This window comes from Enterobacter sp. 186315 (genome assembly GCF_053290175.1).
The window spans coordinates 191,126-215,510 of record NZ_JBPTTK010000005.1; the positions used below are offsets into that span (position 1 = coordinate 191,126).

The 24,385-nt window shown below is 56.0% G+C and carries 19 protein-coding genes; 16 read left to right on the forward strand and 3 right to left on the reverse strand.

The window, feature by feature from the left end:
• Positions 1 to 1,338: a glucarate dehydratase gene (gene gudD / locus ACSVHP_RS08245; protein ID WP_447551604.1), complete on the forward strand. Its 1,338-nt coding sequence runs from the start codon at positions 1 to 3 to the stop codon at positions 1,336 to 1,338.
• Between the two features lie 90 nt (positions 1,339 to 1,428).
• Positions 1,429 to 2,568, forward strand: a complete 1,140-nt coding sequence (locus ACSVHP_RS08250) for a glycerate kinase (RefSeq protein ID WP_447551605.1) — start codon at positions 1,429 to 1,431, stop codon at positions 2,566 to 2,568.
• Positions 2,569 to 2,645: 77 nt separating this feature from the next.
• Here the strand turns inward: ACSVHP_RS08250 and barA are convergent, their stop codons facing one another.
• Positions 2,646 to 5,405, reverse strand: coding sequence for a two-component sensor histidine kinase BarA (barA, locus tag ACSVHP_RS08255; RefSeq protein WP_447551607.1), 2,760 nt, complete (start codon positions 5,403 to 5,405; stop codon positions 2,646 to 2,648).
• Positions 5,406 to 5,462: 57 nt separating this feature from the next.
• On the opposite strand from barA, the gene rlmD reads away from it, so the two are divergent.
• The 9 genes from rlmD to queE all read left to right on the forward strand — a co-directional run bounded on the left by rlmD (position 5,463) and on the right by queE (position 15,722).
• Positions 5,463 to 6,761: a 23S rRNA (uracil(1939)-C(5))-methyltransferase RlmD gene (gene rlmD / locus ACSVHP_RS08260; protein WP_417312908.1), complete on the forward strand. Its 1,299-nt coding sequence runs from the start codon at positions 5,463 to 5,465 to the stop codon at positions 6,759 to 6,761.
• Positions 6,762 to 6,808: 47 nt separating this feature from the next.
• Positions 6,809 to 9,046, forward strand: coding sequence for a GTP diphosphokinase (gene relA / locus ACSVHP_RS08265; RefSeq protein ID WP_417312910.1), 2,238 nt, complete (start codon positions 6,809 to 6,811; stop codon positions 9,044 to 9,046).
• 67 nt (positions 9,047 to 9,113) lie between these two features.
• Positions 9,114 to 9,905, forward strand: a complete 792-nt coding sequence (mazG, locus tag ACSVHP_RS08270) for a nucleoside triphosphate pyrophosphohydrolase (protein ID WP_447551608.1) — start codon at positions 9,114 to 9,116, stop codon at positions 9,903 to 9,905.
• 223 nt (positions 9,906 to 10,128) lie between these two features.
• Positions 10,129 to 11,766 carry a glutamine hydrolyzing CTP synthase gene (pyrG, locus tag ACSVHP_RS08275; protein ID WP_234671113.1) on the forward strand — a complete coding sequence of 546 codons (1,638 nt, stop codon included), beginning with the start codon at positions 10,129 to 10,131 and terminating at the stop codon, positions 11,764 to 11,766.
• Positions 11,767 to 11,848: 82 nt separating this feature from the next.
• On the forward strand, positions 11,849 to 13,147 hold the full coding sequence (gene eno / locus ACSVHP_RS08280; protein ID WP_234671115.1) for a phosphopyruvate hydratase: 1,299 nt from the start codon (positions 11,849 to 11,851) through the stop codon (positions 13,145 to 13,147).
• A 292-nt stretch (positions 13,148 to 13,439) separates the two neighbouring features.
• The gene (locus tag ACSVHP_RS08285) at positions 13,440 to 14,225 is read left to right on the forward strand and encodes a DUF4225 domain-containing protein (protein ID WP_447551609.1); all 786 of its coding nucleotides are present in this window, start codon (positions 13,440 to 13,442) and stop codon (positions 14,223 to 14,225) included.
• A gap of 53 nt (positions 14,226 to 14,278) precedes the next feature.
• On the forward strand, positions 14,279 to 14,593 hold the full coding sequence (locus ACSVHP_RS08290) for a hypothetical protein (RefSeq protein WP_447551610.1): 315 nt from the start codon (positions 14,279 to 14,281) through the stop codon (positions 14,591 to 14,593).
• Positions 14,594 to 14,633: 40 nt separating this feature from the next.
• Positions 14,634 to 15,008, forward strand: coding sequence for a hypothetical protein (locus ACSVHP_RS08295; RefSeq protein WP_447551611.1), 375 nt, complete (start codon positions 14,634 to 14,636; stop codon positions 15,006 to 15,008).
• Between the two features lie 42 nt (positions 15,009 to 15,050).
• Entirely contained in the window at positions 15,051 to 15,722 is a 672-nt protein-coding gene (gene queE / locus ACSVHP_RS08300; protein ID WP_234676188.1) for a 7-carboxy-7-deazaguanine synthase QueE, read from the forward strand.
• Positions 15,723 to 15,750: 28 nt separating this feature from the next.
• Here the strand turns inward: queE and queD are convergent, their stop codons facing one another.
• On the reverse strand, positions 15,751 to 16,116 hold the full coding sequence (gene queD, locus ACSVHP_RS08305; protein WP_234676190.1) for a 6-carboxytetrahydropterin synthase QueD: 366 nt from the start codon (positions 16,114 to 16,116) through the stop codon (positions 15,751 to 15,753).
• A 305-nt stretch (positions 16,117 to 16,421) separates the two neighbouring features.
• Between queD and cysJ the strand changes: the two genes are divergently transcribed.
• From cysJ to cysH, 3 genes are all read left to right on the forward strand, one after another.
• Positions 16,422 to 18,227 carry an NADPH-dependent assimilatory sulfite reductase flavoprotein subunit gene (gene cysJ, locus ACSVHP_RS08310; protein WP_447551612.1) on the forward strand — a complete coding sequence of 602 codons (1,806 nt, stop codon included), beginning with the start codon at positions 16,422 to 16,424 and terminating at the stop codon, positions 18,225 to 18,227.
• Positions 18,227 to 19,939, forward strand: a complete 1,713-nt coding sequence (gene cysI, locus ACSVHP_RS08315) for an assimilatory sulfite reductase (NADPH) hemoprotein subunit (RefSeq protein ID WP_234676193.1) — start codon at positions 18,227 to 18,229, stop codon at positions 19,937 to 19,939. The genes cysJ and cysI overlap by 1 nt, the downstream gene beginning before the upstream one ends.
• 99 nt (positions 19,940 to 20,038) lie before the next feature.
• On the forward strand, positions 20,039 to 20,773 hold the full coding sequence (gene cysH, locus ACSVHP_RS08320; RefSeq protein ID WP_234676195.1) for a phosphoadenosine phosphosulfate reductase: 735 nt from the start codon (positions 20,039 to 20,041) through the stop codon (positions 20,771 to 20,773).
• Positions 20,774 to 20,819: 46 nt separating this feature from the next.
• On the opposite strand, the gene ACSVHP_RS08325 is transcribed toward cysH, so the two are convergent.
• Positions 20,820 to 21,863: an aminopeptidase gene (locus tag ACSVHP_RS08325; protein WP_234676197.1), complete on the reverse strand. Its 1,044-nt coding sequence runs from the start codon at positions 21,861 to 21,863 to the stop codon at positions 20,820 to 20,822.
• Between the two features lie 237 nt (positions 21,864 to 22,100).
• Here ACSVHP_RS08325 and cysG point away from each other — a divergent pair, with 237 nt between their 5' ends.
• Together cysG and cysD are read left to right on the forward strand one after the other, a co-directional pair.
• On the forward strand, positions 22,101 to 23,459 hold the full coding sequence (gene cysG / locus ACSVHP_RS08330; RefSeq protein ID WP_447551614.1) for a siroheme synthase CysG: 1,359 nt from the start codon (positions 22,101 to 22,103) through the stop codon (positions 23,457 to 23,459).
• Positions 23,460 to 23,468: 9 nt separating this feature from the next.
• Positions 23,469 to 24,377, forward strand: a complete 909-nt coding sequence (cysD, locus tag ACSVHP_RS08335) for a sulfate adenylyltransferase subunit CysD (RefSeq protein ID WP_008499613.1) — start codon at positions 23,469 to 23,471, stop codon at positions 24,375 to 24,377.
• The last annotated feature ends 8 nt before the right edge of the window (positions 24,378 to 24,385 follow it).

Below are 24,385 nucleotides of genomic sequence, written 5' to 3' on the forward strand. Positions count from 1 at the left end.
ATGAGCACATTTTCTACCCCTGTAGTTACCTCCATGCAGATCATTCCGGTTGCGGGCTATGACAGCATGTTGATGAACCTGAGTGGGGCACACGCGCCATTCTTTACCCGCAATATTGTGATTATCAAAGATAACTCCGGCCACACCGGCGTGGGGGAGATCCCCGGTGGGGAGAAGATCCGCAAGACGCTGGAAGATGCCATCCCGCTGGTGGTGGGCAAAACGCTGGGTGAGTACAAAAACGTGCTCAACGCGGTGCGCAGCGCCTTCGCCGACCGCGATGCGGGCGGGCGCGGTCTGCAAACCTTTGACCTGCGTACCACCATCCATGTGGTGACGGGGATTGAAGCCGCGATGCTGGATCTGCTGGGTCAGCATCTGGGCGTCAACGTCGCCTCCCTGCTGGGCGAAGGCCAGCAGCGCAGTGAAGTGGAAATGCTGGGCTATCTGTTCTTCGTGGGCAACCGCAAGCTGACGCCGCTGGCCTATCAAAGCCAGCCGGACGAACAATGCGACTGGTATCGCCTTCGTCATGAAGAAGCCATGACCCCGGATGCCGTGGTGCGTCTGGCGGAAGCGGCGTACGAAAAGTATGGCTTTAACGATTTCAAACTGAAAGGCGGCGTGCTGGCGGGCGAAGAAGAGGCGGAAGCTATCTCTGCGCTGGCAAAACGTTTCCCGCAGGCGCGCGTAACGCTGGATCCTAACGGCGCCTGGTCGCTGGATGAAGCCATCAAAATCGGCAAACAGCTGAAGGGCGTGCTGGCCTATGCGGAAGATCCGTGCGGCGCCGAGCAGGGCTTCTCGGGTCGCGAGGTGATGGCCGAGTTCCGCCGCGCAACCGGCCTGCCAACGGCGACCAACATGATTGCCACCGACTGGCGTCAGATGGGCCATACCCTGTCGTTGCAGTCGGTGGATATTCCGCTGGCGGATCCGCACTTCTGGACCATGCAGGGTTCAGTGCGCGTCGCGCAGATGTGCCACGAGTTCGGCCTGACCTGGGGCTCCCACTCCAACAACCACTTCGACGTGTCGCTGGCGATGTTCACCCATGTAGCCGCCGCCGCGCCGGGCAATATTACCGCGATCGACACCCACTGGATCTGGCAGGAAGGCAATCAGCGCCTGACCAAAGCGCCGTTTGAAATCAAAGGCGGCATGGTGCAGGTGCCATCGACGCCGGGTCTGGGCGTGGAGCTGGATATGGATCGGGTGATGAAGGCGCACGAGCTGTATCAGCAGTATGGTCTGGGGGCGCGTGATGACGCGATGGCGATGCAGTATCTGATCCCGGACTGGACCTTCAACAACAAACGTCCTTGCATGGTGCGTTAAGCGTTATCCGGCCGGTTCCTGCGGGAATCGGCTTTTTCGCAAGCTGGGCGGGTGTATGCTTAACGAGGTAAACATGCGTAAGGATGGCTTATGAAAATTGTTATCGCACCGGACTCGTATAAGGAGAGTTTGAGTGCGCTGGAGGTCGCGACAGCGATAGAAGCAGGCTTTCGCGAAATCTTCCCGTCTGCGCAGTACGTCAAACTCCCGGTCGCCGACGGCGGCGAAGGGACCGTCGAAGCGATGGTTGCCGCCACCCAGGGGCGAATAGTCCATGTGCCGGTCACCGGCCCGTTGGGCGAGCGCGTTGACGGCTTCTATGGCCTGTCCGGTGACGAACGCAGCGCCTTTATCGAAATGGCGGCAGCAAGCGGCCTTGAGCTGGTCGCCCCCTCTCAGCGTAATCCGTTAAAAACAACCTCCTGGGGAACCGGTGAACTCATTCGCCATGCGCTGGACGTGGGGGTGAAGCATATCATTATCGGCATCGGCGGCAGCGCGACCAACGACGGCGGCGCGGGCATGGCGCAGGCGCTGGGCGCCGCGCTGGTGGACGAGCAGGGGCAGGCCATTGGCCCCGGCGGCGGTGAGCTGGAGAAGCTGGCGCGCATCGACCTGAGCGGTCTTGACCCTCGTCTGAGCGATTGCCGAATAGAGGTGGCCTGCGATGTCACCAACCCGTTAATCGGGGATGACGGGGCATCGGCGGTGTTTGGCCCGCAGAAAGGGGCGACGCCGGAGATGATTGCCACGCTCGACAGGGGGCTGGACCACTACGCGAAAACGATCGCCCGCGACCTGGATCTGGACGTGCTGGATCTCGCCGGGGGCGGCGCTGCGGGAGGCATGGGCGCGGCGCTGTATGCGTTTTGCGGCGCGCAGCTTCGTCAGGGGATTGAGATTGTCACCGACGCGTTGCACCTTGATGAGCAGGTCGCCGATGCGGATCTGGTGATCACCGGCGAAGGGCGTATCGACAGCCAGACCATTCACGGCAAAGTCCCGGTCGGGGTGGCGAAGGTGGCAAAACGCTACAACAAGCCGGTTATCGGCATTGCGGGCAGCCTGACGGCGGACGTGGGCGTGGTCCACGATCACGGCATCGACGCGGTGTTCAGCGTGATTTACACCGTTTGCTCGTTAGAAGAGGCGCTGGAGAGTGCCCGCGAAAACGTGCAGATGGCCGCGAGGAATATCGCGGCGGTGTTGAAGGTGGGGCAGAAATTTTAACTCTGCTTGCCGGGTGGCGATCCGCTTATATAGGTACCCGTAGGCCCGGTAAGGCGAAGCCGCCACCGGGCTTTAACTCAGTTCCCCAGAAGCCGGGTCGCTTCCCGCGTCACGTTGTCCATCTCATCAAGTAGCTCCAGAAACTCCGGCTCAAGCTCCGATTCCGGGGTTCCGGCGCGCAGCTGCTGTTCAAGCAGCTGACACAGGTTTTTCAGTCGCGGCACGCCGCTGTAACCGCAGCTTCCGTGCAGCTTGTGGATAGCCTCCAGCAGCCCTTCAGGTTCTTCGCCCACCAGCTGTTCTTCCACCTTGTTGCGGATCTCTGGCAGGAACGCGACCAGCATTTGCAGCATTTCCCGGGCTAAATCCGGTTTTCCCGCCGCCTGACGCAGCGCCAGCTGCCAGTCGAAGGTCACGTTCTGATTCACCACAACCTCAGCCGTTTCAGCCGGTGCGATATAGGTCCCGCCGATATTGCCCGGCTTATAGCGCAGCAGCAGGCTGTGGAGCTTTTCTTCATCGATCGGTTTAGCCAGATAATCGTTCATCCCGGCGCTGAGCAGCTTCTCTTTCTGACCGGCCATCGCGTGCGCCGTCACGGCGATCACCGGGGTCTGCTGCTGATGCGGAAGCTGGCGGATCAGCTCGCAGGCGCGGATCCCGTCCATGCCCGGCATCTGAATATCCATCAGGATCAGATCGAACTGCATCTGCTTCGCCTGATCCACCGCCTGCGCGCCGCTGGTACACAGCTCTACGTGCTGAACCTGATCCTCAAGCAGCACGCCAATCAGCTTCAGGTTCGCCGGGTTGTCGTCCACCGCCATGACGCTCATCGGGAGCTTTTGCTCATCGTTGATGAGCGGCAGGGCCTGGTGGCTCAGACGGCAATACTCCGTCAGCGCAGGCAGAAGGCGGGTGGCGGTGAGCGGCTTCAGCAGACAGGCGGCGGCTCCGTCGTTTTTAAGCTCCTCGGCGTTAAGCTGCGCGTGGCACGGCAGCGCCAGCAGCAGGTAATCGGTCATCGACGCGGCCTTCGCCAGTCGATCCTGCTGCATGGTCAGCTCGCCGGTAAAAGTGACCGGGATCCCCATCAGCAGAATATCGTAGTGATCTTCAGGCAGCGCGGAGAAGGTCGGGCTGAAGATAATCTCCAGCGGGGTGGTGCTCAACACATCCAGCGTACTTTGCGCCGCGGCGGCGTTTGGCTCGACGTAGGCCAGACGCATGCCGCGCAGGCAATCCGTCATCGGGCCGTCGGTGATCACGTTAGGATTCAGGTCGAGATTAATGTGGAACCAGAAGGTTGACCCCCGGTTTGGCTGGCTGTGGAAGGAGATATCCCCGCCCATCTCTTTGACCAGCTTCTGGGTGATCACCAGCCCAAGCCCCGTGCCGCCGTGGCGGCGCGAGATGCTGGCGTCCGCCTGGCGGAAGGCCTGGAACAGCCGGGACTGGTCGCGCTCAGGAATACCAATCCCGGTATCGCGGATCTGAACCTCAATCTGCACCTTGTTGTTACTGATGGCGCGTTTCTCCACCAGAATGTCGATATTGCCGCTCTCGGTGAACTTAATGGCGTTCCCCACCAGATTGGTGATCACCTGCTGTAGTCGCAGCGGATCGCCGATCACGTTATCCGGCACGTCATTTTTAATGTTAAGCGTCAGCTCCAGCCCTTTGTCGTGCGAGGAGTGGGCAAGCAGCGTTACCACCTCATCCAGCGTGCCGCGCAGCGGGAACGGAATGCTCTCCAGGATCAGTTTGCCCGCTTCCAGCTTGGAGAAGTCCAGCACGTCGTTGATGATAGCCAGCAGGTTATTTGCCGAGCGTTCAATGGTGTGAAGGTGGTCGCGCTGGGTAGGGTTCAGTTCGCTTTTCAGCGTCAGGCGGGTAAAGCCGATCACCCCGTTCAGCGGGGTACGCAGCTCGTGGGACATATTGGCGAGGAACTCGGACTTAATGCGCGCCGCCTCCTGGGCGCGCTTCTTCGCCAGATCCAGCTCGACGTTCTGGATTTCCATCTGCTCCAGCGTTTCGCGCAGGTCGGACGTGGCCTGGTCGACGTTGTGCTGCATCTCTTCGTGATAGGCCGCCAGCGACATCGCCATCGAGTTGATGCCGTTTTTCAGCATGTCCAGCTCGCCCAGCATAAAACCTTCCACGCGGCTGTCGAGCTGACCGCGACGGATGCGGTCAACCGTGTTCACCATGTTGCGGATGGGGCCGGTGACGTCGCGCATTAACCGCCAGCCGAAGATCAGCGCGATGCCGATACAGAACAGCATCATCACGCCCGAGATGAAAATTTCTTTGTACTGCTGGAGCCGCACGGACTTGAGATCCAGCTCCAGCGCCACATATCCCAGCATATTGCTGGAGGACTTGGCGTCCGATACGGCGGATTCATCCGGTGAATAGCTTTCCGATATGATTGGGGTGCGCAGGATCATGATATCCCCGCGCCGCAGCACGGTGAGATGGCGCGGGAACGCCACACCGTCCGGAAGCTTCAGCGCCGCCGGATCGAGATGAAAATTCGAGGTGACGAACAGACGGTTGTGTTCGTCATAGACCGATATCGCCCGGACGATATCGGAGTGCCGCCGGTGGAGCACGCTGATGAGCTGACCAATAGACTCACGGTTTTGCAGGTTCATACCGTATTCGCTGGAGACCGCCAGCGGCTCAATAATGCTGGCCCCGGCGTCTTCCAGCTGCCTCTGCAAATCGTTATAGCGGTGCACTACAAAGAAGATACTCAGCAGCAAACCGATGAGAACGGTAGGGGCGAGGATCAAAATCATCATGCGCGCACGCAGGCTGTAGTTGGTCATGGAGTTCCGTTATGGGACAATTAAGAAAATTATGTTTATTTGAGAACAATCTCGGCGATGGCGCAATTCTACTCTGCAAAGCGACGCGTGACGACGCGTCAGATCATAACTGTTGAAGCCACTGACCTCGATCCCTTTGGTCAGGGGGTTGCGCGTCACAATGGTAAGGCTCTGTTTATCACAGGCTTGCTGCCCGAAGAACGCGCGGAAATTACCCTGACGGAAGAGAAACGCCAGTATGCGCGGGGCCAGGTTAAGCGTCGTCTTAATGATAGCCCTGAACGCGTTGCGCCGCGCTGCCCGCACTTTGGCGTCTGCGGCGGGTGTCAGCAGCAGCACGCCAGCGAGGCGCTACAGCAAAAAAGCAAAAGCCGCGCGCTGGCGCGGTTGATTAAGCATGACGTCAACGCGGTGATTGCCGATACGCCCTGGGGCTACCGCCGCCGCGCGCGCCTGAGCCTGAGCTATCAGCCCAAAACGGAACGGCTGGAGATGGGGTTTCGCAAGGCCGGCTCCAGCGATATCGTCAATATCACCCAGTGCCCCATTATGGTGCCCCGTCTTGAGGCGCTGCTCCCTGACGTGCGCAACTGCCTCTCCGGGCTGGATGGCGTTCGCCACCTCGGGCACGTAGAGCTGGTGCTGGCGAACAACGGGCCGCTGATGGTGCTGCGCCACACCGCACCGCTGTCGAATAAAGATCGCGAAAAACTGGAACGCTTTTCGCATTCTCACGAGCTTGCGCTTTTTCTTGCACCACAAAGCGAGATACTTGAGCAGGTTAGCGGAGAGGCGCCCTGGTATGGCTCAAACGGGCTACGCTTAACGTTCAGCCCGCGTGATTTCATTCAGGTGAACGACGGCGTTAATCAGCAGATGATTGAGACCGCGCTGGCGTGGCTGGACGTTCAGCCGACCGACCGGGTACTCGATCTGTTCTGCGGTATGGGCAACTTTACCCTGCCGTTGGCCCTGAAGGCGTCGAGCGTTGTCGGGGTTGAAGGCGTTGAGGCGCTGGTGGCCAAAGGCCAGGAGAACGCCCGGCAAAATGGCTTGCAAAATGTGACATTCTTTCATCAAAACCTTGAGGATGATGTCACGCAGCAGCCCTGGGCGAAGCAGGGTTTCGATAAGATTTTACTCGACCCGGCGCGGGCAGGTGCGCCAGGCGTGATGCAGCATATTATAAAACTTGCCCCAAAACGCGTGGTGTATGTGTCCTGTAATCCGGCCACGCTTGCCCGGGACAGCGAGGCGTTAACCCAGGGGGGTTACCAAATTCAGCGTCTGGCAATGCTGGACATGTTCCCGCACACTGGGCATCTGGAATCAATGGTGTTGTTCGAGCACATCTAAAATTTTGCTTGTCGACTTCGACAGGCGGGTCCCTAAAGGAGAGGACGATGGTTGCGGTAAGAAGTGCACATCTTAATAAAGCTGGTGAGTTTGACCCACAAAAATGGATAGCAAGTCTGGGGATTTCCAGCCAGCAGTCGTGTGAACGCTTAACCGAAACCTGGGCTTATTGTCTTCGCACCACGCAGGGGCATCCTGACGCAGAGCTGCTGCTGTGGCGCGGGATCGAAATGGTCGAAATCCTCTCCATGCTGAGTATGGATATCGAAACGCTTCAGGCCGCGCTGCTGTTCCCGCTGGCGGATGCCGAGGTCGTTTCAGAAGATGTTCTGCGTGAAAGCGTCGGCAAACCGGTTGTTGCCCTTATCCACGGCGTGCGCGATATGGCGGCCATTCGCCAGCTCAAGGCAACCCATACCGATTCCGTTTCCTCTGAACAGGTTGATAACGTTCGCCGAATGCTGCTGGCGATGGTGGACGATTTCCGCTGCGTGGTGATTAAGCTGGCGGAGCGGGTCGCGCACCTGCGCGAGGTCAAAGACGCGCCGGAAGACGAACGCGTTCTGGCCGCGAAAGAGTGCACCAACATCTATGCGCCGCTGGCGAACCGTTTAGGTATCGGTCAGCTTAAATGGGAGCTGGAAGACTACTGCTTCCGCTACCTGCATCCGGCGGAATACAAACGCATCGCCAGGCTGCTGCACGAACGTCGTATCGATCGCGAACACTATATCGACGAGTTCGTTGGCGGGCTGCGCGCCTCCATAAAAGAAGAGGGCGTGAAGGCGGAGGTCTATGGCCGCCCGAAACATATCTACAGCATCTGGCGCAAAATGCAGAAAAAGCACCTCGCCTTTGACGAGCTGTTTGACGTGCGCGCGGTGCGTATCGTGGCCGAGCGTTTGCAGGACTGCTACGCCGCGCTGGGGATAGTGCATACTCACTTCCGTCATCTGCCGGATGAGTTCGATGACTACGTGGCGAACCCAAAACCGAACGGCTACCAGTCGATTCATACCGTGGTGCTTGGCCCCGGCGGGAAAACGGTCGAGATCCAGATCCGTACCAAACAGATGCATGAAGACGCCGAGCTGGGCGTCGCCGCGCACTGGAAATACAAAGAGGGTACCTCCGGCGGCACCCGTTCCGGACACGAAGACCGTATCGCCTGGCTGCGCAAGCTGATTGCGTGGCAGGAAGAGATGGCCGATTCCGGGGAACTGCTCGACGAAGTGCGCAGCCAGGTCTTTGACGATCGGGTCTACGTCTTTACTCCGAAAGGGGACGTTGTCGACCTGCCGGCAGGCTCCACGCCGCTCGACTTTGCCTATCACATCCACAGCGATGTCGGTCACCGCTGCATCGGGGCGAAGATTGGCGGGCGCATTGTGCCGTTCACCTACCAGCTGCAAATGGGCGATCAGATTGAAATCATCACCCAAAAACAGCCAAACCCGAGCCGCGACTGGCTGAACCCGAATCTGGGGTACGTCACGACCAGCCGTGGACGCTCCAAAATTCATGCCTGGTTCCGTAAACAGGATCGGGACAAAAACATTCTGGCCGGGCGTCAGATCCTGGACGATGAGCTGGAACACGTCGGTATCAGCCTGAAAGAGGCGGAAAAGCACCTGCTGACGCGCTACAACTTTAACGAGCTGGACGAACTGCTGGCGGCGATTGGCGGCGGCGATATCCGTCTGAATCAGATGGTGAACTTCCTCCAGGCGCAGTTCAACAAGCCGAGTGCGGCAGAGCAGGACGCGGCTGCGCTCAAGCAGCTTCAGCAGAAAACCTATGCGCCGCAGCAGCGCGGCAAGGACAGGGACAATGGACGCGTGGTGGTGGAGGGCGTGGGGAATCTCATGCATCACATCGCCCGCTGCTGCCAGCCAATCCCGGGCGACGATATCGTCGGCTTTATCACCCAGGGGCGCGGGATCTCCATCCACCGCGCGGACTGCGACCAGCTTGCCGAGCTTCAGTCCCACGCGCCGGAGCGTATCGTCGACGCGGTGTGGGGCGAGAGCTACTCGGCAGGCTATTCGCTGGTGGTGCGCGTCACCGCCAACGATCGCAGCGGCTTACTGCGTGATATCACCACGATCCTCGCAAACGAGAAGGTCAACGTGCTGGGCGTTGCCAGCCGTAGCGATACCCGCGAGCAGCTTGCCACCATCGATATGACCATCGAAATCTATAACCTCCAGGTGCTTGGCCGCGTGCTGGCTAAGCTGAACCAGGTGCCGGACGTGATTGACGCGCGTCGTTTGCACGGCGGTTAAACACACTCTTCTGTAGGCCGGGTAAGGCGACGCCGCCGCCCGGCTTCTTTATTTTCAGGAAAACGACATGACTCAAATCGACCGCCTGCTCGGCATCATGAAACGCCTTCGCGACCCGGAAAACGGCTGCCCGTGGGATAAAGAGCAGACTTTCGCCACCATCGCACCCTACACCCTTGAAGAAGCCTATGAGGTGCTGGATGCCATCTCACGCGAAGATTTTGACGATCTGCGCGGCGAACTGGGCGACCTGCTGTTCCAGGTGGTGTTCTACGCGCAGATGGCGCAGGAAGAGGGGCGCTTTAACTTCGACGATATCTGCGCGACCGTAAGTGAAAAGCTGGAACGCCGCCATCCGCATATCTTCGGTGACGCAACGGCGGGCAACAGCGACGAGGTGCTCGTACGCTGGGAACAGATTAAAAGCGCCGAACGGGCGGAGAAATCCCAGCACTCCGCGCTGGATGATATTCCGCTGAACCTGCCCGCGCTGATGCGTGCGCATAAAATCCAGAAACGCTGCTCGGCGGTGGGGTTCGACTGGACCTCCCTCGGCCCGGTGCTGGAAAAAGTGCATGAAGAGATTGATGAAGTGATGCACGAAGCGCAGCAGGCCGTTGTGGACGAAGCGAAGCTTGAAGAGGAGATGGGTGACCTGCTGTTCGCCACCGTCAATCTCTCGCGCCATCTGGGTGTCAAAGCGGAAACCGCGCTGCAAAAAGCCAACCTTAAGTTTGAGCGTCGTTTTCGCGAAGTCGAGCGAATCGTTGCCTCTCGGGGCCTGGAAATGACCGGCGTGGACCTCGATGTGATGGAAGACGTCTGGCAGGAAGTAAAACGCCAGGAATCTGATCTCTAACGGATTTTTGCGATCAAGCGCAATTTGTGTGATTTTTTAAATGACAAGCGCTTGATTTGCGTCAAAAACATTTACCCAAAAGGGGCTATTTTCTCACTCCTTATGTTTGTCATGGCCTGGAATGGAGACGGAGAATGAAAGTTTGTGGCGCTCGCCGTGTTCGGGTATACTACTTTCCCGTCTTGGTTATTCCATCGTTTCACCCTAACTTCTCAGGTTCAGCATGACAACGAACTATATTTTTGTGACCGGCGGGGTCGTATCCTCTCTGGGTAAAGGCATTGCCGCAGCCTCCCTCGCAGCCATTCTTGAAGCCCGTGGCCTCAATGTGACCATGATGAAACTGGATCCGTACATCAACGTCGATCCGGGTACCATGAGTCCAACCCAACACGGGGAAGTGTTCGTTACTGAAGACGGCGCTGAAACCGATCTGGATCTTGGCCACTACGAGCGTTTCATCCGCACCAAAATGACCCGTCGTAATAACTTCACGACCGGACGTATTTACTCCGACGTTCTGCGTAAAGAGCGCCGTGGTGACTATCTGGGCGCAACCGTTCAGGTTATCCCGCATATCACTAACGCGATCAAAGAGCGCGTCCTTGCCGGTGGCGAAGGGCACGACGTAGTGCTGGTTGAAATCGGCGGTACCGTGGGTGATATCGAATCCCTGCCGTTCCTCGAAGCCATTCGCCAGCTGGCGGTTGATATCGGTCGTGAACACGCGCTGTTCATGCACCTGACCCTGGTGCCTTACATGGCAGCCGCAGGTGAAGTGAAAACCAAACCGACTCAGCACTCCGTTAAAGAGCTGCTTTCTATTGGTATTCAGCCAGATATCCTGGTGTGCCGTTCCGATCGCGCGATTCCGGCGAACGAACGTGCGAAAATTGCATTGTTCTGTAACGTGCCTGAAAAAGCCGTTATTTCAATGAAAGACGTCGATTCCATTTATAAAATCCCGGGCCTGTTGAAATCACAGGGTCTGGACGATTATATTTGTAAACGATTCAGCTTGAACTGTCCGGAAGCTAACCTGTCAGAATGGGAACAGGTGATTTACGAAGAAGCCAATCCGGGCGGCGAAGTGACTATCGGGATGGTCGGCAAGTACATTGAACTGCCGGACGCCTATAAGTCAGTGATCGAAGCGCTGAAACACGGTGGTCTGAAAAACCGCGTTTCCGTGAACATCAAGCTTATCGACTCTCAGGATGTTGAAACGCGCGGCGTTGAAATTCTGAAAGATCTGGATGCGATCCTGATCCCTGGCGGCTTCGGCTACCGCGGCGTTGAAGGCAAAATCGCAACCGCACGTTACGCACGTGAAAACAATATTCCTTACCTCGGCATCTGCCTGGGTATGCAGGTAGCGTTGATTGAGTTTGCACGTAATGTCGCTGGCATGGAAAACGCCAACTCGACGGAATTTGTGCCAGACTGTAAGTACCCTGTAGTCGCGCTGATTACTGAATGGCGTGACGAAGACGGCAACGTTGAAGTCCGTACTGAGAAAAGCGATCTGGGTGGTACGATGCGTCTTGGCGCTCAGGCTTGCCAGCTCTCTGATGGTAGCCTGGTTCGTCAGATGTACGGTGAGCCAACCATCACCGAGCGCCATCGTCATCGCTACGAAGTCAACAACATGTTGTTGAAACAAATTGAAGCTGCTGGCCTGCGTGTTGCGGGTCGCTCCGGGGATGATCAGTTAGTCGAGATCATTGAGGTGCCAAACCATCCGTGGTTCGTTGCCTGCCAATTCCACCCGGAATTTACTTCAACACCGCGTGATGGACATCCGTTGTTTGCTGGCTTTGTGAAAGCCGCTAACGACTACCAGAAGCGTCAGGCGAAGTAAAAAAAGTTAGAACGGCAACGCGTACCTCGGGTACGCGTTGTTTGTCTGGAGTTTTAGTTTAACTTGTACTGAGGAAAATCTAATGTCCAAAATCGTTAAAGTCATCGGTCGTGAAATCATCGACTCCCGTGGTAACCCGACCGTTGAAGCTGAAGTTCATCTGGAAGGTGGTTTCGTCGGTATGGCAGCTGCTCCATCAGGTGCTTCTACTGGTTCCCGCGAAGCGCTGGAACTGCGCGATGGCGACAAATCCCGTTTCATGGGCAAAGGCGTACTGAAAGCTGTTGGCGCTGTAAACGGTCCTATTGCTCAGGCAATCCTTGGCAAAGACGCCAAAGACCAGGCTGGCATCGACAAGATCATGATCGATCTGGACGGTACTGAAAACAAATCTAACTTCGGTGCTAACGCAATCCTGGCTGTGTCTCTGGCAAACGCCAAAGCGGCAGCTGCTGCAAAAGGTCAGCCACTGTTCGAACACATCGCTGAACTGAACGGCACCCCAGGCAAATACTCCATGCCAGTACCAATGATGAACATCATCAACGGTGGTGAGCACGCAGATAACAACGTTGATATTCAGGAATTCATGATTCAGCCAGTTGGCGCGAAATCCCTGAAAGAAGCGGTACGTATGGGTTCTGAAGTGTTCCACAACCTGGCTAAAGTTCTGAAAGCTAAAGGTATGAACACTGCTGTTGGTGACGAAGGTGGCTATGCGCCAAACCTGGGTTCTAACGCAGAAGCACTGGCTGTAATCGCAGAAGCGGTTAAAGCGGCTGGCTACGAGCTGGGCAAAGACATCACCCTGGCGATGGACTGTGCAGCATCTGAATTCTACAAAGACGGTAAATACGTTCTGGCTGGCGAAGGCAACAAAGCATTCACCTCCGAAGAGTTCACTCACTTCCTGGAAGACCTGACCAAACAGTACCCAATCGTTTCTATCGAAGACGGTCTGGACGAGTCTGACTGGGATGGTTTCGCATACCAGACCAAAGTACTGGGCGACAAAATCCAGCTGGTTGGTGACGATCTGTTCGTAACCAACACCAAGATCCTGAAAGAAGGCATCGAGAAAGGCATCGTTAACTCCATCCTGATCAAATTCAACCAGATCGGTTCTCTGACCGAAACTCTGGCTGCGATCAAAATGGCGAAAGACGCTGGCTACACCGCTGTTATCTCTCACCGTTCTGGCGAAACTGAAGACGCTACCATCGCTGACCTGGCTGTTGGTACCGCTGCTGGCCAGATCAAAACCGGTTCTATGAGCCGTTCTGACCGTGTTGCTAAATACAACCAGCTGATTCGTATCGAAGAAGCGCTGGGCGAAAAAGCACCATACAACGGTCGTAAAGAGATCAAAGGCCAGGCATAATCCTGCTCTTAATCTTAAATATAAAAACCCGCTTCGGCGGGTTTTTTTATGCCTACCCAAAAGAGAGTGTTTTTTTCAGGACAAAATTTTGTGTTGAGTCATGATCTGTATCATGCCGTTACTATTATTGACAGCGTAACGTGAAGGCATTTTAAGACGATATCTTTTATGCGAGCTATCTAGTTAAAGGATTGATGAATTAGATATTCGCTCCCGGGTAAACGTATTATTTACAATCTCAGTTATTACATTATTTAAAATTCGTTCTATGGATATTTAAAGGGAAATTATTATGAGTGGTTATGGATTGATGAGCCTGGAACGGGAAAAAGAGGAAATTGACCGTCTTGTGTTTGATATAGGTTTTCAATATATTAACGATCCGGATGTGAGAGTAAATTTCTTTGCTACGCACCGTGAAATAGTTGAAGGATACCTTGATGAGTATCGATATGGCAGGGCAGATTTTTCCCACGCCATGGGAAAGTTACATGATCATTACTCTGAGCTGAATAATGAGCTTAATCAATTGCAAATGAGTAGTGTAAAGCTATTTGCAATTGCTAAGAGGGAAAGGGATGCAAGCTCATTAGCAACGCTATCGTTAAAAGGTGTGGGCTTCGCAGGGGGTGCTTTTCAGATTGTAGGTGGTTTTGGGACTTGCTTTAAAGACATTCGTTCTGCTTGTGCAAAATTAGGTATACCCCTTATGGTTCAGGGGGCTGAGAATTTTTATGAGAATATCTATTATCTTTTTACACATGAAGAACCAAAAGACACCCCTGTTCGTGATGCTTATCGCTATATAGCGAGAATACTTGGCAGTGATGATACCGCTGGAGATATCGCTTTCTCGGCGGTTGACATAGGATTGTCGTTAGGCTCAATGGGAATTTTGACGCGGCGTGAAGAGGCCAGAAAGCTTTTCTATCATATCCGAGAAGATTTTATCAGAGGATGGCAAGGTATGGGCGCGGCAGGCATCAGTACCGAAATCGCAGGTAATGCTTCCAGCAGTTTCAACATCTATAAAATTGTATCTCAACCGGAAACGAATTGGTCTGAGATAAATGAGTAGTTTCTAATGTACTGAAGCCGATTCAGTGACTATGAATTATTGAAGGTGATGTTATGGATAACGACGTCGAAAAGATCCTTGCTCAGTCTGGGATGAAAGAGAAAAACATACGGTATTTATTAAAGCTATCGCAAAGAAAGAAGATTAGCGTAAGCAGAGCATTTTTTATCTACGTGTGGAAATACTACGCCTGGGCAAGCGCATTACTCGTATCCATGCTTTTCCCTGCAACAATGGGGGGAGTGCAGTTTTTCCTGGAATTTATACTTTGTTTTGTGATTATAGCTGTGGTTTCAGTATTTTTTAGTCCCTTCCTTATTAATCTTATCTGGAGCGTAAAAGTGCAGATCAAGCTCGTGGGTAAATAAGGTATCAATGGTAATTGTAAAAAATCAGGGGGGTGCCAAAATGAACGATAAAGCATTAATAGAAAAGATGAGGTCTTTAGGATTAAATGAATACAAAGCATCATTCATATTAAAGAAGGCTAGAATACATGGCTGGAGTCTTCATAAGACTTATCTTTCCCAATATCGCCGTTTGATTTTTGTTTACCTTTTTTTACTTATCTATGCCGTAGGTTTTGTTTCTTATTTAGCTGTTCACGATCTGGAAGCAGCGTTAATTGCTTTATTTGGTTTTAGTCTGCTTTTCTTCATTGTCGAATTTGCTGGCCGTTTTCATAAGGGATTACCAAAAAGAATCGCAATCTATTTCCGGTTAAAACGCCTTCAGTTACCCGAGAGGTGCGACGCGGGCACCAGACATGACGCCCAGTCCTAAATCTGCGATACTTACCCCTTACTCCCCCTAACTGAGATGACTATGCAGTACCCGATTAACGAGATGTTCCAGACCCTGCAAGGCGAGGGTTACTTTACCGGCGTTCCCGCTATTTTTATTCGTTTACAGGGATGCCCGGTTGGCTGTGCCTGGTGTGATACCAAACATACGTGGGATAAACTCGCAGATCGGGAAGTGTCGCTGTTTAGCATTCTGGCGAAAACCAAAGAGAGCGATAAATGGGGCGCGGGCAGTGCCGAAGACCTGCTGGCGATTATCGGTCGTCAGGGCTGGACGGCGCGCCACGTGGTGATCACCGGCGGTGAACCCTGCATCCACGATTTAACCTCGCTGACCGATCTCCTCGAAAAGAACGGCTACAGCTGTCAGATTGAAACCAGCGGCACGCACGAAGTGCGCTGCACCCACACCACCTGGGTGACGGTTTCCCCGAAAGTGAATATGCGCGGCGGCTACGATGTGCTGTCGCAGGCGCTGGAACGGGCTGATGAGATTAAACATCCGGTAGGTCGCGTGCGTGATATCGAAGCGCTGGATGAACTGCTGGCGACGCTGACTGACGAAAAGCAGCGGGTTATTGCCTTGCAGCCTATCAGTCAGAAAGAGGACGCGACGCGTCTGTGCATTGAAACCTGTATCGCCCGTAACTGGCGCCTGTCGATGCAGACGCACAAGTATCTGAATATTGCCTAGAAAAAAGCCCGGTTAAACCGGGCTTTTTTTATTCTCCGCGATACACGCAGCCTGCCGTGCAGGTCTCTTTAATCATCACCGCGCTCAGCAGCGGAACCAGGGGCTTCATCCGATCCCAAATCCATTTTGCCAGCACTTCGCTGGTCGGGTTCTCAAGACCCGGGATCTCGTTCAGATAGTAATGATCGAGGCTATCGTAGGTTGGCTTAAAGGCGGCTTTCAGCTCGGCAAAGTCCATAATCCAACCGGTATGCGGATCGACTTCACCTGTGATTTCAAGGCGCACCATAAAAGAGTGTCCGTGCAGACGACCGCATTTGTGTCCGGCAGGGACGTGCGGCAGATGGTGGGCGGCTTCGAAGATGAAATCTTTAAACAGTGTGGTGGACATCATGAACTCTCAAGTAATGCGGAAAAAACCGCCGCATAGTACCGGAAAGTACATTTTTTAGCATTAACTAAAACGGCCTTTACCTGTGCATGCGCTCAGGGTGCCTGTTTTCGAGTTTTTTATCGTTAAATATCAATGGGCTGGATAATCGGTTTTATCGTTAAGAACGACAACTAAAACAGGTTAGTCCATTTGGTTATTTATTATTTCCATCCCTTCTTTAATTGTTATTATCCCCGCCGTTAACCTTATCTTCAGTTTGGATTTATTCGCTTAAAGTCCGCTTTGCTACTGGAACATAACGACGCATGACAACACAGGTCCCACCTTCAAACTTGCTTCCCCTGAACCCGGAGCAACTGGCGCGTCTACAGGCCGCCACCACTGATTTTTCTCCCACTCAGCTTGCCTGGGTATCGGGCTATTTCTGGGGAATGCTTAACCAGCAGCAGGGTGCTGTGGCGGCGGCTCCGGCAACGGCCGTTGAAATTCCGGCTATCACGCTTATCTCTGCTTCCCAGACGGGCAACGCCCGCCGCGTTGCAGAAGCGCTGCGTGACGATCTGATTGCCGCTCAGCTGAACGTGAACCTGGTGAACGCCGGGGATTATAAATTCAAACAAATCGCGTCAGAAAAACTGCTGGTGGTTGTGGCCTCAACCCAGGGCGAAGGTGAGCCAGCGGAAGAAGCGGTGGCGCTGCATAAGTTCCTGTTCTCGAAGAAAGCGCCAAAACTCGACGGCACCGCCTTTGCGGTGTTTGGTCTTGGCGATACCTCCTACGAATTTTTCTGCCAGTCCGGCAAAGACTTCGACAGCAAGCTGGCGGAGCTGGGCGCTGAACGCCTTCTCGATCGCGTTGACGCGGACGTGGAATACCAGGCCGCCGCCGCCGAGTGGCGCGCGCGCATTGTGGACGTGCTGAAAGCGCGCGTGCCGAAAGAGACCCCGGCGCAGGCGGCGGTGACCGCAGCGGGTGCGGTGAATGACATCCACTCCAGCCCTTACACCAAAGAGGCGCCGCTGACCGCGAGCCTGTCGGTGAACCAGAAAATCACCGGCCGTGATTCTGAAAAAGACGTCCGTCATATCGAAATCGAACTGGGCGACTCCGGGCTGCGCTATCAGCCGGGCGACGCGCTCGGCGTTTGGTATCAGAATGACCCGGCGCTGGTGAAAGAGCTGGTTGAGCTGCTGTGGCTGAAGGGCGACGAGCAGGTTACCGTTGAGGGTAAAACCCTGTCGCTGAGCGACGCGCTGCAATGGCATTTTGAGCTGACCGTTAACACCGCGAACATCGTTGAGAATTACGCCACCCTGACCCGCAGCGAGTCGCTGCTGCCGCTGGTGGGCGATAAGGCGAAACTCCAGCACTACGCCGCGACGACGCCGATTGTCGATATGGTGCGTTTTGCCCCGGCACAGCTTGATGCAGACGCCCTGATCGGCCTGCTGCGTCCGCTGACCCCGCGCCTCTACTCCATCGCCTCCGCGCAGGCCGAGGTGGAGAGCGAAGTCCACGTCACCGTGGGCGTGGTACGTTTTGATATCGAAGGCCGTGCCCGTGCGGGCGGTGCGTCGAGCTTCCTCGCCGACCGCGTGGAAGAAGAGGGCGAAGTGCGCGTCTTTATCGAGCACAACGACAACTTCCGCCTGCCGGCAAACCCGGAAACCCCGGTCATTATGATTGGCCCCGGCACCGGCATCGCCCCGTTCCGCGCCTTTATGCAGCAGCGCGCGGCCGATGAAGCGCCGGGCAAAAACTGGCTGTTTTTCGGCAACCCGCATTTCACCGAAGATTTCCTCTACCAGGTTGAGTGGCAGCGCTACGTCAAAGAGGGCGTGCTGACCCGCATCGATCTGGCCTGGTCCCGCGACCAGAAAGAAAAAGTATACGTACAAGACAAACTGCGCGAACAGGGCGCAGAGCTGTGGCGCTGGATCAATGACGGTGCCCATATTTATGTCTGCGGCGACGCCAATCGCATGGCGAAAGACGTTGAGCAGGCACTGCTGGAAGTGATTGCTGAATTTGGTGGCATGGACACTGAATCGGCGGATGAATTTTTAAGTGAGCTGCGCGTAGAGCGCCGTTATCAGCGAGATGTCTACTAATGAGCGAAAAACATCCTGGCCCACTGGTGGTCGAAGGCAAACTGACTGATGCCGAGCGCATGAAGGTTGAGAGCAACTATCTGCGCGGCACCATAGCCGAAGATTTGAACGACGGTCTGACCGGCGGATTCAACGGCGATAACTTCCTGCTGATCCGCTTCCACGGTATGTACCAGCAGGACGACCGCGATATCCGCGCCGAACGCGCCGAGCAGAAGCTGGAGCCGCGTCACGCGATGCTGCTGCGGTGCCGTCTGCCGGGTGGGGTGATCACCACTACCCAGTGGCAGGCGATCGATAAGTTCGCCCACGACAACACCATTTACGGCAGCATCCGTCTGACCAACCGTCAGACCTTCCAGTTCCACGGCATTCTGAAGAAGAACGTGAAGCCGGTTCACCAGATGCTGCACTCCGTCGGGCTGGACGCGCTGGCGACCGCCAACGACATGAACCGTAACGTGCTCTGTACCTCTAACCCGTACGAATCTCAGCTGCACGCGGAAGCCTACGAATGGGCGAAGAAAATTTCCGAGCACCTGCTGCCGCGCACCCGCGCCTATGCGGAGATTTGGCTGGATCAGGAAAAGGTCGCGACCACCGACGAAGAGCCGATCCTCGGTCAGACCTACCTGCCGCGTAAGTTTAAAACCACGGTGGTGATCCCGCCGCAGAACGATATCGATCTGCACGCGAACGACATGAACTTCGTGGCGATTGCCGAAAACGGCAAGCTGGTGGGCTTTAACCTGCTGGTGGGCGGCGGCCTGTCTATTGAGCACGGCAACAAGAAAACCTACGCCCGCACCGCGAGCGAGTTCGGCTATCTGCCGCTGGAGCACACGCTGGCGGTGGCCGAAGCGGTAGTGACCACTCAGCGCGACTGGGGTAACCGTACCGATCGTAAAAACGCGAAAACCAAATACACCCTTGAGCGCGTGGGCGTGGACACGTTCAAAGAAGAAGTTGAGCGTCGCGCAGGCATCAAGTTCGAACCGATCCGCCCGTATGAGTTCACCGGTCGCGGCGATCGCATCGGCTGGGTGAAGGGCATCGACAATAAATGGCACCTGACGCTGTTTATCGAAAATGGACGAATTCTTGACTATCCGGGCCGTCCGCTGAAAACGGGCCTGCTGGAAATTGCTAAGATCCATAAAGGCGAGTTTCGCATTACCGCGAACCAGAACCTGATTATCGCCGGGGTGCCGGAAAGCCAGAAGGCGAAGATCGAGAAGCTGGCGCGCGACCACGGGTTGATGAATGCGGTGAAGCCGCAGCGTGAAAACTCGATGGCCTGCGTGTCGTTCCCGACCTGTCCGCTGGCGATGGCCGAAGCCGAACGTTTCCTGCCGTCGTTCACCGACAAAGTCGAGGCGATTCTGGAAAAGCACGGTATCCCTGAAGAACATATCGTGATGCGCGTGACCGGCTGTCCGAACGGCTGTGGCCGCGCGATGCTGGCCGAGCTGGGTCTGGTGGGTAAAGCGCCGGGTCGCTATAACGTGCATCTTGGCGGCAACCGCATGGGTACGCGTATTCCGCGTATGTATCGCGAGAACATTACGGAACCGGAAATTCTCGATTCCATTGACGAGCTTGTCGGTCGCTGGGCGAAAGAGCGCGAAGCGGGTGAAGGCTTCGGCGACTTTACGGTGCGTGCGGGCATCATTCGTCCGGTGCTCGATCCCGCGAGGGATTTCTGGGAGTAACCTATCCATTGCCCGGTGGCGCTTCGCTTACCGGGCCTACGGGTTTTGTAGGCCGGGCAAACGCAGCGCCGCCCGGCAAAACAGCCTAACGAGGTATCTATGTCCTTACTCGATCTGAACGCCCTTAACGACCTGCCAAAAGTCGAACGCATTCTGGCACTCGCAGAAACCAACGGCCAGCTTGAAAAGCGGGACGCCGAAGGCCGCGTTGCCTGGGCGCTGGAAAACCTGCCGGGTGAGTATGTGCTCTCGTCGAGTTTCGGTATTCAGGCGGCGGTTAGCCTGCATCTGGTGAATCAGGTCTGTCCGGGCATTCCGGTGATCCTCACCGATACCGGCTATCTGTTTCCGGAAACCTATCGGTTTATCGATGAGCTGACGGACACGCTTAAGCTCAACCTGAAAGTCTACCGCGCGGAACAGAGCGCGGCATGGCAGGAGGCGCGTTACGGCAAGCTGTGGGAGCAGGGCGTTGAGGGCATTGAGAAGTACAATGAGATCAACAAAGTCGAGCCAATGAACCGGGCGCTGAAAGAGCTGAAGGCGCAGACCTGGTTTGCCGGGTTGCGCCGGGATCAGTCCGGAAGCCGGGCGTCATTGCCGGTGCTGGCTGTCCAGCGCGGGGTGTTCAAGGTGCTGCCGATTATCGACTGGGACAACCGGACGGTTTACCAGTACCTGCAAAAGCACGGGCTGAAATACCATCCGCTGTGGGACGAAGGCTATCTGTCGGTTGGGGATACCCACACCACGCGCAAATGGGAGCCGGGCATGGCGGAAGAAGAAACGCGATTCTTCGGGCTCAAGCGCGAGTGCGGGTTGCACGAAGGGTGATCTTTTATCCTCCCTCTCCCCGTGGGAGAGGGTCGGGGTGAGGGCATCATGCCTTACCCGCTTTCGCCAGCTCCTTCACCAGCGGCAGCATCACCTTCACCACGTCGCGGCTGCGGTGCTCAATTCGCTGGGGCAGCGCGCCGTCAATGTGCTGCTGGTTGTCCAGCCGCACGTCATGCCAGCTTGTCCCGTCGGGAAACGCTTTGGATTTCGCCCGCTGCTGATAACCGTCTTTCTTGCCCAGCCCCCAGTTGGTGGCTTCGACATACAGCACCGGAATGCCCGCCTTATCAAACACCTCGCCGTCGTTACAGCAGCCGGTGCCTTTCGGGTAATCCGGGTTGCCGCCAGGATTGCTGGACGCATACACGCCGAGGCTACGCGCAATCGCCAGCGCCCGGTCGCGGGTTAATTTCCGCACGCTGCTCGGCGTGCTCTGTCCGCTATTAAAATAGAGCTTATCGCCGACGATTAAATTATCGAGATTAATCACCAGCAGGGTATTTTTCTTCTCTTCGGCGCTCATGCGTTTAAGGAGATTCTCGGCGCCGAGTTTTCCTTCCTCTTCACCGCTGGTCGCCACAAAGCGAATACCGTATTTCGTCGGAATATTTTTCAACCGCTCGGCCAGCTCAAGCATCACGCCAAGCCCGGCGGCATTATCGTCGATGCCCTGAAGGGTCAGACCACCGAGGTTGTTATCGGTGTCGGTATCGCTCAACGGCGCGAAGGTGTCGAGGTGCGCCATAATAATGATTTGCTCATTCGCTTTACCCTCGTGCGCCGCAATCACGGTGCTGCCGGTCACGTTGTGCCAGTTTTTCGCGTTATTGCGCGAGGTATAAATGTAGCGGCTGTGAAAGGCCCGGATATCGCTCTGGTAGCCCATATCCGCGAACTGCTGACGGACATAGTCGGCGGAGAGCATTTCAGCGGGCGTGCCGGTCATTCGTCCCGGAAAGACCGTCGCAATATGCCGCGCCTGCTCAGAGGCGATTGAACCATAGGGTTGATTTTTTGCCTGAGCCGGAAGGATAAAGCAAACGCCGAGCGCCAGGGCAGCGATACGGTGGCGCGTTGCGGAAAACATAGTGAGTCCTTAAAAACAGAGCAAAATTTTGACTGGCTTAGTATGAAACTGCGATCGCCGTTGCACAATTTGAATTGCGCTTAAATGCCCGAAAATTCGCGTGTTAAGCACTTTTTGATATTAGCTTTTTCAGAGCGTTATTCCATTGAGTAACTACTCATTCCAATTCGTAATTTCATTCGATCTAAACCGCCCCCTATAGTCCCACTATTCCTGGTTGTTAGTGAGTTGTTGCTTGTGGATTATCTGCCCTTATTTGCCGCGCTGAAAGAAAAGCCCGTGCTGGTTGTCGGTACGGGTGAAATCGCCGATCGCAAAATTGCCTTCTTGCATCGTGCTGGCGCGCAGGTGCGGGTCGTGGAAGAGGCGGATTTTGACGAGTCGCAAATCGACAGCGTGGTGCTGGTGATTGCGGCAACCGAAAACCGCGAGCTCAATCGCCGGATATCGGAGGCGGCGCAGGCCCGTTTTCGTCTGGTGAACGTGGTGGATGACCAGCCTTTGTGCTCCTTTATCTTCCCGTCCATCGTCGACCGCTCGCCGCTGCTGGTGGCGATCTCCTCTGGCGGCACCGCTCCGGTACTGGCGCGCGTGCTGCGAGAAAAAATCGAAGCGCTGCTGCCAACCAGCCTCGGACGTCTGGCGGAAACCGCCAGCTACTGGCGCAACCATCTGCAAACCCGCCTCAACAGCGTGATGGAGCGCCGTCGGTTCTGGGAGCGCGTCTTCCGGGGGCGGTTTGCCAGCCTGATACACGCCGGGAATGAGGCCGCTGCGCAAGAGCTGCTGCAAAACGAGCTGGATAACCCGGGAAGCAGCACGGGTGAAATTATTCTGGTGGGCGCCGGGCCGGGCGATGCCGGACTGCTGACATTGCGCGGTCTACAGGTGCTCCAGGATGCGGATGTGGTCTTTTACGATCATCTGGTCACCGACGGCGTGCGCGAGCTCATCCGTCGTGACGCCGAGCAAATCTGCGTCGGCAAACGAGCGGGCGAGCACTCCGTACCGCAGCACGACACCAACCAGATGCTGGTTGCGGCTGCAAAAGCGGGCAAAACCGTGGTGCGGCTCAAGGGCGGCGACCCGTTTATTTTCGGTCGCGGGGGCGAAGAGCTTCAGGCGGCGGCCGAGGCGGGGATCCCGTTCCAGGTCGTGCCGGGCATTACGGCAGCCTCTGCGGTGACGGCCTATGCGGGCATTCCGCTGACCCACCGCGAGTACGCCCAGAGCGTGACCTTCGTGACCGGGCACTACAAGGCCGACAGCACGCCGTTTGACTGGTCGCATCTGGCGCAGAGCCGTCAGACGCTGGCGATCTATATGGGCACCATGAAGGCGGCGGACATCAGCGAACAGCTTATTCAACACGGTCGTGACGCCGCGACGCCGGTGGCCGTGATTTCACGCGGAACGCGCGTCGATCAGCACGTCGCGGTCGGCACGCTTAACGAACTTGCAACCCTGGCGAAAGACGCCCCCATGCCCGCCCTGATCGTGGTGGGGGAAGTGGTGCAGCTGCACAGCACGCTCGCCTGGTTTCAACACACAACAGACGCAGAGGGGTTTGGCTCTTCTGTGGTGACTCTGGCTTAAGGAACGGTTATGGACCAAAAACGACTGACTCACCTGCGGCAACTCGAAGCGGAAAGTATCCATATTATCCGCGAAGTGGCTGCTGAATTTTCTAACCCGGTGATGATGTACTCCATCGGCAAAGATTCCAGCGTGATGCTGCACCTGGCGCGTAAAGCGTTTTACCCGGGCACGCTGCCGTTCCCGCTGCTGCACGTTGATACCGGCTGGAAGTTCCGCGAAATGTACGAATTCCGCGACCGCACGGCGAAAGCCTACGGCTGTGAGCTGCTGGTACATAAAAACCCGGAAGGGGTGGCGATGGGCATTAACCCGTTCGTTCACGGCAGCGCCAAGCACACCGATATCATGAAAACCGAAGGGCTGAAGCAGGCGCTGAACAAATACGGTTTTGACGCGGCGTTCGGCGGCGCGCGCCGTGACGAAGAGAAATCCCGCGCCAAAGAGCGTATCTACTCCTTCCGCGACCGCTTCCACCGCTGGGACCCGAAGAATCAGCGCCCGGAGCTGTGGCACAACTACAACGGCCAGATCAACAAGGGCGAAAGCATCCGCGTCTTCCCGCTCTCCAACTGGACCGAGCTGGATATCTGGCAGTACATCTACCTCGAAAACATCGAGATCGTCCCTCTGTATCTGGCCGCCGAGCGCCCGGTGCTGGAGCGTGACGGCATGCTGATGATGATCGACGACGATCGCATTGATTTGCAGCCAGGCGAAGTGATCAAAAAACAGATGGTGCGTTTCCGTACCCTGGGCTGCTGGCCGCTGACCGGCGCGGTGGAGTCCAACGCGCAGACGCTGCCGGAGATCATCGAAGAGATGCTGGTGTCCACCACCAGCGAGCGACAGGGCCGCGTGATTGACCGCGACCAGGCAGGCTCAATGGAGCTGAAGAAACGTCAGGGTTATTTCTAAGGAGCCGC